The following is a 15,715-nucleotide window of genomic DNA, read 5'->3' as shown; positions in this document are numbered from 1 at the left end:
AACAGTTTCAAATTAACCGGCTTGCCATGTCGCAAATTTTGTCGTCATTTTAGACAAGCAAAACACAAAATCACATTTAAAAACCAACAAAACAACCATAAAATACAACAACACCACACAAAAAACACACTAAATCGACATATTGAAGAAAACACAAACAAAAGTCTATATTTTCAAAAACACAAGCAAACCATAAAAAACAGCACGATATAGGCACTTCAAGGCATAAAGATGGAAAATAAAGTCTCTTTTATCAATAAAACTCAATCCAGCTCACCGCTCACCACCCGGTTGATCGATCTGTTCGAACTGCCTTTCCTGGATCTGCTGCACCAGGCAAGCACGGCACATCGCGCCCATTTCGACCCTAATGCCATCCAGCTATCGAGCCTGCTGTCCATCAAGACCGGGGGCTGTTCTGAAGATTGCGGCTATTGCTCGCAATCGGCACGCCACCAGACAGACCTGGAACGCGAAAAGCTGATGCCACTGGACGAAGTGCTGGCCGCAGCACGCGCCGCCCGTGATGCAGGGGCTCAGCGCTTTTGCATGGGCGCGGCCTGGCGCAGCCCCAAGCCTCACCAGCTCGATGCCATCGCCGAAATGATCGGCGCGGTCAGGGATCTCGGCCTGGAAACCTGTGTCACGCTGGGCATGTTGCGCGAAGGCCAAGCCCAGCAACTGCGCGAGGCCGGCCTTGATTACTACAACCACAATCTCGATACTGCGCCTGAGTACTACGGCAGCGTCATCACTACCCGCACCTACCATGATCGCCTGGATACCCTTGACCGCGTCCGCGACGCCGGCATCAAGGTCTGCTGCGGCGGCATCGTCGGCATGGGAGAAACACGCGCACACCGCGCCAGCCTGATCGCTCAGTTGGCCCAGCTCGATCCGCCCCCCGAATCCGTTCCCATCAACAACCTGGTGCGGATCGAAGGCACGCCACTGGCACATGTCGATCCACTTGATCCGTTCGAATTCGTCCGCACCATTGCCGTGGCACGGTTGGCCATGCCACGCGCCATGATCCGATTGTCGGCCGGACGCCAGGAGTTGGGCGACGCAGCGCAGGCACTTTGCTTCATGGCCGGTGCCAATTCGATTTTCTATGGCGACCACCTGCTGACCACCGGCAATCCAGCCTTCGATGCCGATCAGGCCCTCTTTGCCAGACTGGGCCTGCACGCTACGCCCCAGCCAGCCACGCACCCGCATGCAGGAGAGCGCGCATGTTCTATCTCGTCCTGAGCATCACCCTCAGCGTCGCCGTATCGGTACTGCTGAAACTGGCACGGACGTGGCGCATCGATATGCCTATCGTCATCGCACTGAACTACGTGACGGCCATCACATGGAGCTTGCTGACACTGCAGCCCGAGTGGCTGCCCTATACGCTGCTCGCGGAAAACGGGATCATCCTGGCATCACTGGGACTGCTGCTGCCCGGCATTTTCCTGGCCATGGCCGCCTGCGTGCGGCATGCCGGGATTGCACGCAGCGATGCGGCGCAACGTATCTCGCTGGCCCTGCCGCTGATCGCCGCGTTTACCCTGTTCGGCCAGCCCGCATCGGGGCAAGCCCTGGCCGGTATCGGACTGGCATTGCTGGCGCTGTATCTGCTGTCGGGGCGTGTGCCCCAACATCATGCACCCACAGGCACCCAGCCCTCACCGCGTACGGCTGGCTTATTGCTCTTTACAGTCTGGCTCGGCTATGGACTGATCGATATCCTGTTCAAGCAGATGTCGCGTACCGGTGCCGCCTTCTCCAGCATCCTGCTGGCCTGCTTCATGCTGGCAGGCATCGTCATGGCGCTTTACCTGCTGTGCCGCCGACTATGGACTGTCAGACGACATGTGTCGGCAGCGACACGCGGCCCGCACCACTGGCAGCGGCACGTCCTGGCCGGCCTGCTGCTGGGCAGCCTCAATTTCGGCAATATCTTTTTCTACATCCGCGCACATCAGACGTTTCGCGATCATCCCGCACTGGTCTTCTCGGCCATGAACATCGGAGTCGTGGCGCTTGGCGTACTGATCGGTGCCGGCATTTTCAAGGAAAGGCTGGAGCGGAGACACCTGTCAGGGCTGGCCCTGACCCTGCCCGCCATCCTGTTGCTGCTGCCCCGCTGAAGCCTCGGCCCGCCGCATTGCCTCCTCCATGTCATCAAGGCTCATGGTGGTGGCGGCCTGATCGGCGTCGATACGAGGATCCAGAGCCGCAGCGGCCGGGGATGCCTGGCCGCTGACCGGCATCGGCACGAACTGCACGGGAGCCTCCTCGACCTGATGCTCGCCCGACACATGCTCGGGCCGCATGCGCCATGCCAGCAAGGCCGCGCATACTGAAAAGAAAACGAAGAACATGCCGGGCCCCGCCATGTCCATGAGGGCCCCCGTAACCAGCGGCCCCAGGCAGGCACCGATACCGTACACCATCAACAGCACCGCACTCAGGCTGACGCGGCGGTCTGCCTGCACATGGTCATTGGCAAAGGCCGCACCCAGGGGATAAAGCGTGAACAGAAGAATACCCACGACACAGGACAACCCCACCATCAGCCAGAACGGCAAGTCCAGCAGGCCCCACATCGGCACAACGACCACTGCCAACACGATGGCGTTGAAGCGGATCAGCCAGACCCGGTTGATCCTGTCCGACAGCCAGCCGATGGGCCATTGTGCGCACAGCCCCGCCAGCACGGCGGCTGCCACGAAGATGGCAACCTCAGCCGTATCCAGTCCCTGCTTGACCGCGAACACGGGTGCCAGACCATAGAAGGCTCCTGACAGATTGCCTGCCAGGAACAGGGCCGTCAACGACAACGGCACGCGCTTGAGAAAGAACATGATCTCCAGCGGTGCCGGCACCGGGGTGGCCGGGTGCATGCGGGCCGTGAGTGCGATCGGCATGAGGCACAGCGCATGACAGATCGCCACCATCGTCAGCATGCGCAGATCCAGGACCGGATAGACCGTAAGCACCAGTTGCCCCAGCACAGTACCCAGGCCGGACACCAGCATGTAGAAGGAAAACACCCGGCCGCGCAGGTGATTTTCGGTCTGTTCGTTAAGCCAGCTCTCCAGCACCATGAACTGGGTCACCATGGCCATGCCAACGATCAGCCGGAACCCGAGCCACAGGGTCAGGTTGTCCACCAGCGTCTGGGCCAGCACCATGACCGTGGTCAGTGCCGCACAGGCTGCATAGGCACGGATATGTCCTACCTTGATCAGTATCCTGTGCCCGATCCGCGCGCCCCCCACCAGGCCGAGGTAATAGGCCGCGATCAGGGCACCCACCCACAACTGACTGACTGACTCGGCTGTCAGGCGCAACGCCATATAGGTATTGAACAGGCCCGTGCCGATCAGCATCAGCAACGTGGCAAGATAGAGCGCGGAGAAGGATCGCAGTGTTGAAATCATAGGCCTGGCGCAAAGAAGGAGCCATCCGGGCAACATGCCCGACGGCGACTATCGACTATCATATCTATATAAGGCTGTTCGATACGATATTGACAGACATCTTTCCAACACTTTACGTTCCCACACCGGACGGCAACATGACCATACCCGTTTCCGAACCCACCTTGAGCCACCTGGATGAGTCCGGCCAGATCCGCATGGTCGACGTCGGCGACAAGGCCGCCACGACGCGCACCGCCATCGCCCGCGCACGAGTCACGCTCAATGCCGCAGCATATGGCCTGGTCACGGGGCATGCCAAAGGCAAGGGCGAAGTACTCAACACGGCCCGCGTAGCCGGCATCCTGGCTGCCAAGCGCTGCGCCGAACTGATCCCGCTGTGCCACTCCCTGCCCCTGAGTTTCGTGGGCGTCGATTTCTCGCTCGACGATGCAGGCTGCGCCATCGACATCAGTTCCACCTGTCGCAGCGACTACAAGACCGGCGTCGAGATGGAAGCCATGACCGCCTGCAGCGTGGCCGCACTGACTATCTACGACATGTGCAAGGCCGCCGACAAGGGCATCCGCATCGATGCCGTGCGTCTCGTCTACAAATCCGGAGGTAAGAGCGGTGAATGGCGCAACGATTGATATCCTCTACTTTGCCAGGGTGGCCGAACTGACCGGCACGCGCAGCGAATCCTGGTCGCTGGCCGATGGCAATCCGATCACCGGCACGCAATTGCTCTCTCAGCTCCAGCAGCGCTATCCTGGACTGGCCCCCACCGATCGGCTCAAGCTGGCCGTCAACCAGTACCATGTCCGCCACGATCAGGCCATCAAGGCCGGCGATGAAGTCGCGCTGTTCGATCCCGTGACCGGAGGCTGAACCCATGCCCGAACTGCCGACCTGTGTCATTGCCGTCCAGACCCACGATTTCGATTACGGCGCGCTGTACGACGAATTGCGCCGCAGCTGTGCAGGGCAGGCTGGTGCCATCGTCTGCTTTGCCGGTCTGGTGCGTGATTTCGCGCCCGGCCAGGATACTGACTCGCTGTACCTGGAGCATTATCCCGGTATGTGCGAACGCGAACTGCAGGCTATTGCCGACGAAGCCTTCCAACGCTGGGCCGTCCAGGCCTGCCGCATCGTGCACCGTGTCGGCGAACTGGCGCGGGGCGATCAGATCGTGTTCGCAGGTGTCGCCAGTGCGCACCGTGGCGATGCCTTTCAGGCAGCCCAGTTCATCATGGACGCACTCAAGACCCGCGCCCCGTTCTGGAAACGCGAAACCCTGCGCAGTGGCGAACGCCTCTGGGTAGAGGCCCGTGACAGCGACCAGGTACAGGCGCAGCAATGGGACACAGCCCGGCCATCGGCAGGCTGATTCCCGCATTCGGCCTGATCCCGAGCGGCAGTGCCGCCAGGCACGGCCACATCACCCTGAACAACCCTTCCGATTTCGTACCCAAGAGACCGACATGCTGGATTTCCAAGAAGCCCAACGCCGCCTGTCAGAGGCCGGCCCCGCCCCCTCCCGCCACGAACAGCGGCCACTGGCCGAGCTGGCAGGCCGCATCCTGGCACAGGATCTCGTGGCGCGGCAGGATGCGCCGCCAGCCGACAACAGCGCCATGGACGGCTATGCATTGCGCCTCCAGGACTATGCGCCCGGCCGTATCCTGCCGGTACAGGAGCGCTGCTACGCGGGCCATCAGCCCGCACCGCTGCAACCCGGACAGGCCACGCGCCTGTTCACCGGCAGCCTGATTCCCGAAGGTGCCGACACCGTCATGATGCAGGAGTACTGCCGTGAGACCGATGCCGGCGTCGAGTTCCTCGAAGCGCCCGTTGCGGGTTCACACATCCGCCGCCAAGGCGAGGACAGCGCCATCGGCAGCGTCCTGATCGAAGCCGGCACCGTGCTCAACGCAGCCCACATTGGCCTGCTGGCATCCCAGGGCTATACCGACGCGGCCGTTTTTCCCCGCGTGCGCATCGGCATACTGACGACCGGCGATGAGCTGGTGCCCCCCGGCCAGCCGCGCCAGCCCAGTCAGATCTACAACTCCAACGGTGCCATGCTGGCCGCATTGGCCGCCGGCATGAACGCCGAGATCTCCCATGTGCTGCATGCCATCGACCGCGAGGATGCGCTGACGGATGCATTCCGCACCTTGCTGCGCGACAGTGACCTGGTACTGAGCGTGGGCGGCGTATCGGTCGGCGAGCGCGATCTGGTCAAACCGACGCTGGAAAAGCTGGGCGGCAGCCTGGACCTGTGGAAAGTCAAAATGAAACCCGGCAAACCGGTGGCGCTCGCCAACGTGGACGGCAAGCCGGTGATCGGCCTGCCCGGCAATCCGGTATCGGCCTTTGCTGTCTTTACCGTACTGGTCACGCCGCTGCTCCGTCGCATGCAGGGCAATGCCACGCTGTTCCCGGTGACTGGCCTGTATCCGTTGCGGGCCGACCAGCCCTACAACGACAGCCGCGAAGAATTCCTGCGCGTGCAATACCGCCCGGATGAAAGTGGCCCTGCCCTGCACCCCTATGCACACCAGGGCTCAGGCATGTTGCGTGCCCTGCCCTGGGCATCCGGACTGGCCCAGATCCCGCCCGCCAGCGGTACGGGAGATGGTGCGTATGTGCGCTATTACGATTTTGCACACTGGCTGCGGCCCTGACCATCTGACCAGCCGGGCAAGCGTCATGTCCTGCCTGCTGCGGCAGGGGCAGATACGGCGCGTACTCGCTCCACCAGCCTGGCTGGCTGACTGAACACCAGTTGCGGATCCAGTGCCATCGGAATCAGCCAGCGCAGGTTGTGCAGTACATCGTCCGGCAAAGGCTGTACGGCATGGATCTCGACCGGCTCGGCCTCCATGGTACGCGCTGCCATCACCGCCGCATCGTCACGGCAGAAAAAGAAATACACACAGGCCAGCCCGGACTCGTCCAGTTCGACGAACAGTTGCCAGGAAGCCGGATCGGTCTGCACCCCGGTTTCCTCGAGAAACTCGCGCGCCATGGCCTGGGCCGGCGTTTCTCCCGGCTCGATCTTGCCGCCGACACCATTCAACCGCCCCTGCTGCCAACTGGGCTGGCGCTTGCGGATCAGGACTACCCGTTGACCATCGTTCGACAGCATGAAGCCTGTGACATAGTTCACCATCGTCATGCTCCCTGATCTGGATTATCGACTGCCGCCAGTTCATCGGGCGTATTGATGTTGGCGAACGCCGAATCATCTGCACCGAAATCGACCTCGACCGCACCGACGCTGTCCTGCCACATCCCCACCTTGCGTTCGCCGGCCAGCAGCCAATCGCGCAAGCCTGGAGCCAGGCTGCGATGCAGCAGCATACAGACGGAATGACGCCTGCCGCCCGCCCTGGCCACGGCCAGCGGTGCCTGAACCGCCTGCGCCCCCTGCCACAACCGCATGGCGAGGTCGTGCGGCAATCGAGGGGTGTCGCACGGCACGGCCAGCAGCCACTCATGGCGTGCCACCCGCAACGCGGCCTGTACGCCGGCCAACGGCCCCGACCAGGCTTCCAGCCCGGGATCATCGGCCAGCACCTCTCCCCATGCGGCATATTCGACCGGGTGCCGGTTGGCACTCACCAGCACTTGATCCACCTGTTCCCGCAAGCGACGGGCCACATGCTCGGCCAGGGGCAGACCACGCCAGGGCAGAAGACCCTTGTCCTGCCCGCCCATGCGCCGCGCCTGACCGCCGGCCAGGATCACGCCGCTCAGCAATGACCGGACACCGTCAGCACCGATTTGCCCTGCCGTGCCGACATCAGTCATTTCATGTATAAGCATATATAAATATAGAATATCCATTGACGCCATCGAACATGGCGTTTTCTTCCATTCTAGCCGCCCCGTCATGCCCGTCTCTTCCTCCCGTCTGCTGCGCCTGTTCCCCTGGCTGGAACAGGTACGCCAACCGGGCGCATTGCAAGCAGACCTGCTGGCAGGCCTGCTGGGTGCCGTTCTCGTACTGCCGCAAGGGATCGCCTTCGCCACACTGGCTGGCCTGCCCCCCCAGTATGGTCTGTACACGGCTATCGTGCCCTGCATCGTGGCAGCCCTCTTCGGCTCGAGCCGGCACGTCATGTCGGGCCCCACCAATGCCAGTTCGCTGGCACTGTTCGCCATGCTGTCACCGCTGGCCCTGGCCGGCAGCCAGCACTATATCCAGTTGGCGCTCACACTGACACTGATGGTCGGTGCGCTGCAATTGTTGCTGGGGACATTGCGCATGGGCAGGCTGGCCAGCTTCGTTTCACCGGCAGCGCTGCACGGCTTCACGACCGGAGCCGCGCTGATGATTGCCATCTATGCCTGCCGCGACTGGCTCAAGATCGACACCACCGGTGCACGCGGCGCATTGCAGACACTCTACAGCCTGCTGCGCCAATTGCCGGACCTGCATGTCGGTACCCTGCTCGCCGGTACCTGTACCCTGCTGCTGACATTGCTGGTGCGCCGCTGGCACCCGCGCTGGCCCGGCATGCTGCTGGGGCTGGCCGGCGGCACACTGCTGGCCTGGGCACTGAACAGTATTTTTGCAACCGGCACGCTGGGCGGCATACCCACCGTGGGCACGATCCAGACGCCCATTCCTGTCTTCAGCCTGCCGGGCGCAACCTGGCGCGAATTGCCCGAACTGGTCGGCCTGGCGCTGGCGCTGACCATCATCACCCTGGCGCAATCCATCTCCATCGCCCAGGCCGTTGCGGCCCGCTCAGGCCAGTTCATCCAGGCCGATCGCGAATTCGTAGGCCAGGGCCTGTCCAATATCGTGGGCAGTTTCTTCTCCTGCTACGTCTCGTGCGGCTCACTCAACCGCTCAATGCCCAACCTGATGGCGGGTGCCCGCACGCCGCTGGCTGCCGTCTGCTCGGCACTGTTGCTGGTCGTGCTGGTGGCCGTTAGCGCCCCGTTGCTGGCACACATCGCCTATGCCGCCATTGCCGGCCTGCTGTTGCTGGTTGCCTGGAATCTGCTCGACTTGCCGCACTGGCGACAAATGGCGCGACAGCACCGGGGCGATTTCGTGGTGGCCCTGATCACCGCAGCCGCTACTGTGATCCTGCGCATGGAAGTCGCAATCCTGCTAGGCACGCTGCTGTCGCTGGCCGGCTATCTGTATCGCACCTCGCGCCCGGCCATGCGCACCATGGCATTTGCCGACTGGTCTCCTGATCGCCAGATGGTGCCTGCCAGCGATGCCACCCACGGGGCCTTGCCCGAATGCCCGCAACTCAAGCTGCTGCGCATGGAAGGCTCGATCTACTTTGCCGCCGTGCCTCACGTGGCCGGCAGGCTGGAATACCTGCGCACCTTGCCGGATGCCCAGCCGCACCTGCTGATCATGGCCAAGAGCATGAACTTCATCGACGCTTCGGGCCTGGAATTGTGGGAGCGGGAATTGACCCAGCGGCGTGCCATGGGTGGCGATCTGTACTTCCACCGGCCTCGTCCGCAAGTCATTGAATTGTGGCAGCGTACGGGCTTCCTGGAACGCCTGGGCGAAGATCATGTTTTCCCCGACAAGGGCAGCGCTATTCGCGCCATCTACGACAGAATGGACCCGCAGATCTGCGCAGGATGCCGGGCACGCTGTTTTTTCGAATGCCGAGACAGCGAAACTCAGGGCCAGTCGGTCGGCGCACGCTCATAATCCTGCACCAGCGCCAGCAACTGTCCGGGCTTAATGCGCGCATCGCGGATATAGTCACCCGGCGGATCGGACTCCACCTGCACGTCATACAAGACAGACCCCATTTCCACATCCAGGATGACAGAGAACACAACCGCCAGATCACGGATCCGGAATGCTGTCGCACCTGCGACCGTACCACCGCCATAGGCCCGATAGCGATCACCATAGTGCGCCTTCAGGGCCTGTACAGACAGTGCCAGCACATTTTCCTGCCAGCGCGCCAGTTGACACAACCAATCTGAAAACCAGCCCTCCGGCAACCTTACGTCAGCCAACGCCATGCCTGACAGTTGATCCACCGTATAGGTATTGAGCAGATAAAGATCCCACTGCACGCTGATATCCTCGACAATCTTCTGGACAGGCAGCAGCAGATCATCTGTTTCGTCATGCAGCAGACCCTGCAGATACTGGTCACACCAGGTAGCGATTGCATAATGACTGTACTGGCCGTCATCACGAATCGCAGCCTCCAGCAAGACGGCCAATGACGCCGGTGTAAAGGCCAATGCGATCTGCACAGCGCCAGGAGGGTCCCAGGTTGCACTCAGAAGATTGCGACCACGCGCCCCGGCCTCAAAGAAATAACGTCTGGCCATGCTCAGCCCGCGATGTCGGCATCGGTTGCGCCTTGTGCCAGACTGCCGCTGACCACGATGGCGTGCCCCCAGAACAGGTCGCCGTCATCAAAGTAGACAGTAAATGCCCCCTCATCCTCGGCCACGATACTCTGCACCTCAAGGTGGCCGCGAAACGCCTCTTCGGTCAAGGGTGACTGGTCCTCTGCAAGCCAGTTTTCATTTTTGAGCGGCAATAGTTTTTCGACGGCGCACGCAACGATCTGCCGCTGCCAGTGCGCCTGCTGCTCGAACAGGGCCGTCGCCGTTGCCAGCGCACTTTCGGGCATGGCGGCATCCTCGCAACTCAGGCTCAGGCTGATTTCGGTGCCGCCCCAATCGGCCACGCCGTCATACATATCCAGGCCACGATCCAGTTCCAGCCCGCCAAACAGCGCCGTTTCCAGCACCACCGGCTGTTGCCAGATTTCGCCGAGGCGTGTCAGGTCATCATCCGGCTGCTCAGGAAAACCAATCTGCTGCACCAGCAACGCGCCCGTGGTGGTCCTGCCCGCCACGACCAACTCCAATTGCTGCCACGAGGTGATCCGCTGCATCCACGCAGCAGCCTGAGCCTCGTCCAGCCCTTGCCATTCACAACGCTGTTTACCCTGCAACAACCGACCATCCTGCGTACGCCAGGCACAGAAATAAAACACCAGAGTGCAATTCTCTGACCGCCCGACTCGCCCTGCGCCAGCCAGCAGCGCGCCGACCAGACCCGTGATTTTTTCACCTGTTTCAGTCATCTTGATTTTCCAGTTTCGCCCATCAGTAGTCGCAAACCATGAACACGCGATCAAAACGTCGTGCGGCCAGGTCATCACGGTGGATAATGAAGTTCAGTGTGCCATCGTCCCACTGGAACTGCCCCGCCAGATCCACCTGGAACAACACCAACCAGTCCTGTGCATCGCCCCCGTATTGATGGGCCGCCTGCAATTCGGGCAACGCATGCTGGCTGAAGCCACAGCCGTTGACCCTAGCAATACCCTGATACTCGGGCACAAGGGCATCCGACGCACAATCGACCGGCAGTATCTCTTTCTCGATCAGCCAGTCTCGCTGCGCACCAGAGGGTTGACTCCCTGGCTGCAATCCCCAGGCACCCAACTGCCGCAATTGCCACGCATAACACGTCGTCCCGCCCAGGCGTGGCAACGCATCCCAGTGTTCCCCACGCGACGCCAGTGTCTGCCAATCCTGCTCCTGCTCGGGTGTCATGCCCGCACGCAACTGCACATCGAGATGCGGATTTTCCCCCAGCGCATAGAAACTCGGCACCGCCACGCTGGCGCGTGGATGCAGGATGAAGGCAGGCTTTTGGCCCAGGGTCTTTTCTTCGTTGAACGCCAGGTCTGCAAAACGCTGGCCGCTGCCCAGGCTGGCACGATCCTCCACGTACAACACACGCCCCTGCGTCGTCAGCGGACTGCTGCCACACGCCAGGAAAAAGAACAGTGTCCCTGTGCGCGGCAAATAGTCCTGCAGCGGTGCCAGAGCCTGACAATCAAGCTGTGCGATAAACTCCAGCGGCACCTGATAAGTCTGCGTTGCCCCATCCCAAGGGAAGATGCACACCTCGTCGCCCTCTTCGTCTTCCCGCCAATAATCCTCATAGTCCAGCAGTGTGTCCTCGGATACACCGACGCTGGGATAGGAGATGCCATCGGGCAGGTCGGGCAAGCCCCCCAGGCGATGATGGCCCAGCGTGGCGTAGTCCTCTTCCGCACCATGATAGAAATCGACGCTGGCGCGCAGGGTACCGGCAACGGCATGCACCAGTGGTGCCACCGCCTCGTTCGGCAGCAACGCCGCCAGCAAGGGCTTGCGCAACGGCGAATGTTCGGCCAGCAAGGGCAGCCGACCCGCCGGATCGGAGGCAAGCCGGTCCGGCACTCGCGCATCAAAGGGATAGTGCGCGGGAAAGAGCGCACGCCGCTTGTCCGGCTCTATCCTCAACCTCGGCATTTCAAAAAACGCCTCGTGCAAGAACACCAGGGGATTTTTTTCAAGATCCAGGCCCAGCCGAGGCTCAGTCGCATAGGCCTCCGGCACGGTCTCAAGCTGGTTGCCACTCAGGTCCAGTGTGCGCAATGCAGGAGAAAACGCCTCCGGCAGGCTCGTCAGCCGGTTTCGGCACAAGGCACAATATGAGAGCTTGGGGAGTGTCAGAACCTCGACAGGCACGGTCACAGCCTGACTGCCACTGATACGCAGATCGTCCAATTCGTGCAGTTGCCCCAGAAAGGATGGAATTTCTTGCAGATGTCTTGCCGTATTGAATTCCAGACGCTGCAACTGCGTCAGTTGGACAATACCTTCCGGGATGGCCTCGACACCCTCCTCCTGCTCGGCAGACTCAAGATAGGAGATGTACAACGATTCGAGTCGGGTATAACGCCACAACGCATCGCTGAGCCGTACGGATGGCTGATCGACCAGCGACAGCCGGCGCGGCAACTCGGGCGGCGCACGCAGCAGTTCTTCCATGGACCGGAAAAGATAGCGCTCCCAGCACAGCGATGCCTCGGGCAGTTTCCACAGCAGATAGATATTTCGGCGACAGTGGTAATACCCATCGTCGAAATAACCGTTAAAGCCCAGCCAGCCTTCCTGCAACGTGAGCCGGCCCGCAATTTTCAGCGAAGGCCGAAAACCCGTGTGCTCAAGCGTCGCATGGCGTGTCGTGTCACGGTCATCTTCCGTTTCAAACACAAACTCACCCTGTGGAACCCCTGATGCCTGGTAGATCCCACTCGCGCCGAACCTGATGCAGACGTTGCCATCTCCTTCCCGATCCAGAATGGGCGGCAGGTCAAGAGTGCGGCAAGGCGCCGCCACGATATCAGCACAAAAACACATCCCCTGGTTGCCATACAATGGAATGGACGTTTTTGACTGGTCCGAAATGTCGAACGCTTCACCATCGATCAGCAGCAGGTTTTTGCCATCAGCAGGCATCTCGAATACCGGCACCTGAGCCTCATCGACAGCGGCACTGGCAGACTGCTCACGCAATGCCTGTTCTTGCTGCTTTGCTTCTTCCTGCTCGGCAGTCTGCTGCTCCAGGGCCGCCAGATGCTGTGCCATGACCCTGCCGGGCTCCGAGGTCAGGATACGCAGGCTGCGCACCGCTGCCTCCATGGCCTGCAAATGATCCTGGGGTGCCTCCTGCGGACAATACCCACCGGCAAACAGGCAAATGGTATCCGTGAGCCGGATAAATGCGAACAGATAGACGTAGCCGTAAACCCCTTCTGCTGTCATCAGCAATGCGGCATGTCCATCCAGATCCAGGGTCTTTTCTTCGAGCCAGGTCAGTTTGCCATAGACCTTGCTGCAAAATATCCGGTAGTTCTCGATCTGTCCGGTCTCGACCCTGTGCAGCAGCGGCCGATCGACCGGGTAGATATTCAGGACCACCAGCCCCTCATCCGCAGCATACTGGCCCAGCACACCTTGTCCATATACTTCGCTGGATATGAAGCTGTCCGGGAATGCGATGGACAGAATATCCGTACACACTATCGACATCGAGATTTTTCCTGCAATTCTTGATCATTCAATACACGCCACCATCACCCACGGCAGTCGCGCTAGCCACTTTTCATCAGGAGCTGCCAGCTCTCCTGCTGCTGCCCTGTAAGCAGCCGCGCAGCCTTGTCCAGCACAGACCGCCGGGCCTCCTGCCGATAGCTGGCCAACAAGACGCCCACCGGATGCTGTTGCAGCCTGGGCGGCAACACCGGGGTTTCTGCCCCAAAGGCAGCCGCCAGCACGGCATCTTTCAGAAGATACCAGTCAGCATCCTGCAAGCCAGTGCCGTAGAGATCCGAACGGTCTGACTCAGGCATGCGGTTTCCTGACAGCACCATCCTGGGACGTCTGCACAATGATGCCGCCGAGAATCGACTGCCAACCGTTTTGAGCACCACGCACAGGATGCCAGAGCCAGGTTCCCCGATACCCCATCGCCAGGTGCGTCAGGCTGAGCCGGTTGTTGTCGATCATCGACTCGGTCAGCACCCGGTCGTATTCCGCCATTGCCTCAGATTCCAGCAAGGCACGATCCAGGGCTGCGCGCTCACTCCTGGCCTGGGTCTGGAAAATCGCTCTGGAATGGTCCTCGAAATCGATGGTGACGGTATAGAGAGGCGTCTTCATCGCTTTGAACCATACGCCCCATCGCCTGCCTGATTGTGCTGCAGGGCATGCTGGCGCAACAGGATGAAGGCCAGTCGATGCTTGCAGGTATCGCAATACAGGTCTTCGGCCAGTCTGGGGCGCGCCAGTTCGCGCACCCGGTTCAGGGGAAAGTTATGTGCCTGTGCATGCGGCGGGAGACCCCAATACGCATTATGGTAGGAATCAAAATCCGCATCGCAAAAATCACACAGGACCAATTCGTGGCCCCACAGCTCCCAAACGTTGTACGTATGCTCGCCCCGCTTGAACTCCTTGATCTCGCCTGGAGCATGGCCACAGTCGAAGCAGGGAGCGACCTGTATTTTTTGCAATTCCCCCGAACACAGGGGACAGTGTGAATGTTGCGTCATCAGAGGATTCCGTTATCCCATTTTTCATTGCCATCGGACAGGTATTTATAGCTGTCGATGCGCCATTGCTGATCACGCCTGACCAAGACAAACAGGGTTTTCCTGGGCAGGATGGTGTTCCTGATATCCCAGGTCACTTCAATGCGGTTCTTGTTTTTTTGCACCACCTGGCAAGGCGCATCGGCATCAATGCCGTTGTATTTGGTCGGCATGCCGGCGCTTTTCGGACCATGCGGGCCACCATACTTGCGCTCCCTGTCGGTGCAGTAGCGATAAAAGATATCGCAATACAGGGCACGGTACTTAGCGTGCATGGCCTCGTCGGCAGCACGATACCTGGCCATGATTTCTTCGGGTGCACCATGGATATAGTTTTTATTGTTTTCCTGCCATGCATCCCTGAATTCATCTTCCCAGGCATCCATTTCGCTGGCAAATCCCAGGGTGAATTCTCTCGCATCAAATTCCAAGTCGCAGTTCATCATCATTCAGGCAAAATTCAAGGTCACACATGCTCAAGGCCGGAAATCCCGACCCACACACGTTTCGCATTTTTTCAAAACCAGCGTCTTGAAGGCCTTCGTTCTGGCATTTTCAAGAAGAAGGCCAAGCATCCATCCATTGACACGCTCATGATTCAGCACATATTCATGAAAAAACTTATCGCCCTCTTCAATCAATTTTCCGACACGACCTGAATCCTGATAATGCTGATCAAAGTCCATCATCATCTCTTCCAGCCGGTAATGATCTTCTGCGGTCTGCTCGGACATATCCTGCTGAAAAACCTGGACAAGCAACTCATCCTGGCGATTCACAAAAACAAATAAAAACAAAGAACATCCCCAGGTCATATTCTGACGAGTCGTTTTGTTTTCAGGAATATAAATCTGCCTGCAAAAATGGAACAGTTCCCCCTGGCACTCCGGCACAGACGCGTCGGATACTTTCCAGCGAGGTGGTCGGCGCAGAAATTTGATTTCCTGCCTGGTTAACATATCCGCGCACCGTTCACCGGTGCGGTCTGTATCCCGCTTGTACATGACCGTATCATGCTGCGCCAGATGGTGCAGGATAGAATCAACACGCCCCTCTTTGCTTTCTACCACCGCCAGCTCGAATCGCTTCAGTTCACCGAAATCCGGATGAATTTCACCCGTTTTGACCAATGCACCGAACACATGCAGCACCCTGCCTGCCTCGCTACCCAAACGCTTCATTTCGGCAGAAGACAATTCAATTTTTTCTATGAAAACTGCCCCTTTTCCACCCAACTCGGGAACAGGCACATCCACAGACAAACTACGTCCCTTTATATCCACACAGCAGAAACCAGTCACAGTCATCGCACCCTTACCACACCTATCCGAGCCAGGCGATCAT

At 59.9% G+C, this 15,715-nt stretch carries 18 protein-coding genes; 7 read left to right on the top strand and 11 right to left on the bottom strand.

Translation table 11 applies throughout. The annotated features are described in order from the left end of the window. Positions 1-231: 231 nt before the first annotated feature. Both bioB and DD235_RS01765 read left to right on the top strand, forming a co-directional pair. The gene (gene bioB, locus DD235_RS01770) at positions 232-1,254 is read left to right on the top strand and encodes a biotin synthase BioB (RefSeq protein ID WP_109060334.1); all 1,023 of its coding nucleotides are present in this window, start codon (positions 232-234) and stop codon (positions 1,252-1,254) included. Beyond that, entirely contained in the window at positions 1,236-2,138 is a 903-nt protein-coding gene (locus DD235_RS01765) for a hypothetical protein (protein ID WP_109060333.1), read from the top strand. Before bioB ends, DD235_RS01765 begins: the two co-directional genes overlap by 19 nt. On the opposite strand, the gene DD235_RS01760 is transcribed toward DD235_RS01765, so the two are convergent. Next, positions 2,088-3,434, bottom strand: a complete 1,347-nt coding sequence (locus tag DD235_RS01760) for an MFS transporter (protein WP_109060332.1) — start codon at positions 3,432-3,434, stop codon at positions 2,088-2,090. The genes DD235_RS01765 and DD235_RS01760 overlap by 51 nt on opposite strands. 137 nt (positions 3,435-3,571) lie before the next feature. On the opposite strand from DD235_RS01760, the gene moaC reads away from it, so the two are divergent. The 4 genes from moaC (at position 3,572) to DD235_RS01740 (ending at position 6,103) form a co-directional block, all read left to right on the top strand. After that, on the top strand, positions 3,572-4,066 hold the full coding sequence (gene moaC, locus DD235_RS01755) for a cyclic pyranopterin monophosphate synthase MoaC (protein ID WP_109060331.1): 495 nt from the start codon (positions 3,572-3,574) through the stop codon (positions 4,064-4,066). Then, positions 4,047-4,304 carry a MoaD/ThiS family protein gene (locus DD235_RS01750; protein ID WP_109060330.1) on the top strand — a complete coding sequence of 86 codons (258 nt, stop codon included), beginning with the start codon at positions 4,047-4,049 and terminating at the stop codon, positions 4,302-4,304. Before moaC ends, DD235_RS01750 begins: the two co-directional genes overlap by 20 nt. A gap of 4 nt (positions 4,305-4,308) precedes the next feature. Continuing rightward, positions 4,309-4,803: a molybdenum cofactor biosynthesis protein MoaE gene (locus DD235_RS01745; protein WP_109060329.1), complete on the top strand. Its 495-nt coding sequence runs from the start codon at positions 4,309-4,311 to the stop codon at positions 4,801-4,803. A 94-nt stretch (positions 4,804-4,897) separates the two neighbouring features. Then, the gene (locus DD235_RS01740; RefSeq protein WP_109060328.1) at positions 4,898-6,103 is read left to right on the top strand and encodes a molybdopterin molybdotransferase MoeA; all 1,206 of its coding nucleotides are present in this window, start codon (positions 4,898-4,900) and stop codon (positions 6,101-6,103) included. A 23-nt stretch (positions 6,104-6,126) separates the two neighbouring features. On the opposite strand, the gene DD235_RS01735 is transcribed toward DD235_RS01740, so the two are convergent. After that, positions 6,127-6,597, bottom strand: a complete 471-nt coding sequence (locus tag DD235_RS01735) for an NUDIX domain-containing protein (RefSeq protein WP_204524170.1) — start codon at positions 6,595-6,597, stop codon at positions 6,127-6,129. Further along, a complete protein-coding gene (gene mobA / locus DD235_RS01730) occupies positions 6,594-7,247 on the bottom strand; it encodes a molybdenum cofactor guanylyltransferase MobA (RefSeq protein ID WP_239989997.1) in 654 nt (217 codons plus the stop codon). Before mobA ends, DD235_RS01735 begins: the two co-directional genes overlap by 4 nt. A gap of 67 nt (positions 7,248-7,314) precedes the next feature. Between mobA and DD235_RS01725 the strand changes: the two genes are divergently transcribed. Continuing rightward, positions 7,315-9,114 (top strand): SulP family inorganic anion transporter, encoded by a 1,800-nt coding sequence (locus DD235_RS01725; protein ID WP_109060325.1) that lies wholly within the window; start codon positions 7,315-7,317, stop codon positions 9,112-9,114. Here the strand turns inward: DD235_RS01725 and DD235_RS01720 are convergent. The 8 genes from DD235_RS01720 to DD235_RS01685 form a co-directional block, all read right to left on the bottom strand. Beyond that, entirely contained in the window at positions 9,084-9,755 is a 672-nt protein-coding gene (locus DD235_RS01720; protein WP_109060324.1) for a hypothetical protein, read from the bottom strand. The genes DD235_RS01725 and DD235_RS01720 overlap by 31 nt on opposite strands. 2 nt (positions 9,756-9,757) lie before the next feature. Further along, positions 9,758-10,522: a DUF2262 domain-containing protein gene (locus DD235_RS01715; RefSeq protein WP_162300386.1), complete on the bottom strand. Its 765-nt coding sequence runs from the start codon at positions 10,520-10,522 to the stop codon at positions 9,758-9,760. Between the two features lie 22 nt (positions 10,523-10,544). Next, positions 10,545-13,310 (bottom strand): DUF1963 domain-containing protein, encoded by a 2,766-nt coding sequence (locus DD235_RS16890; RefSeq protein ID WP_204524169.1) that lies wholly within the window; start codon positions 13,308-13,310, stop codon positions 10,545-10,547. A gap of 62 nt (positions 13,311-13,372) precedes the next feature. Beyond that, on the bottom strand, positions 13,373-13,630 hold the full coding sequence (locus tag DD235_RS01705) for a hypothetical protein (protein ID WP_109060322.1): 258 nt from the start codon (positions 13,628-13,630) through the stop codon (positions 13,373-13,375). Then, positions 13,623-13,940 (bottom strand): hypothetical protein, encoded by a 318-nt coding sequence (locus tag DD235_RS01700; protein ID WP_109060321.1) that lies wholly within the window; start codon positions 13,938-13,940, stop codon positions 13,623-13,625. The genes DD235_RS01705 and DD235_RS01700 overlap by 8 nt, the downstream gene beginning before the upstream one ends. Beyond that, positions 13,937-14,332 (bottom strand): hypothetical protein, encoded by a 396-nt coding sequence (locus DD235_RS01695; protein ID WP_109060320.1) that lies wholly within the window; start codon positions 14,330-14,332, stop codon positions 13,937-13,939. The genes DD235_RS01700 and DD235_RS01695 overlap by 4 nt, the downstream gene beginning before the upstream one ends. Beyond that, positions 14,332-14,820: an NTF2 fold immunity protein gene (locus DD235_RS01690; protein ID WP_109060319.1), complete on the bottom strand. Its 489-nt coding sequence runs from the start codon at positions 14,818-14,820 to the stop codon at positions 14,332-14,334. The genes DD235_RS01695 and DD235_RS01690 overlap by 1 nt, the downstream gene beginning before the upstream one ends. Before the next feature lie 27 nt (positions 14,821-14,847). Beyond that, positions 14,848-15,678 (bottom strand): hypothetical protein, encoded by an 831-nt coding sequence (locus DD235_RS01685; protein ID WP_146193375.1) that lies wholly within the window; start codon positions 15,676-15,678, stop codon positions 14,848-14,850. Between the last annotated feature and the right edge of the window lie 37 nt (positions 15,679-15,715).

Source organism: Corticimicrobacter populi (assembly GCF_003123725.1).
Classification (GTDB): domain Bacteria; phylum Pseudomonadota; class Gammaproteobacteria; order Burkholderiales; family Burkholderiaceae_B; genus Corticimicrobacter; species Corticimicrobacter populi.
The sequence above is the reverse complement of the archived record's forward strand: the minus strand, read 5'-3'. Positions and strand labels throughout refer to the sequence as shown.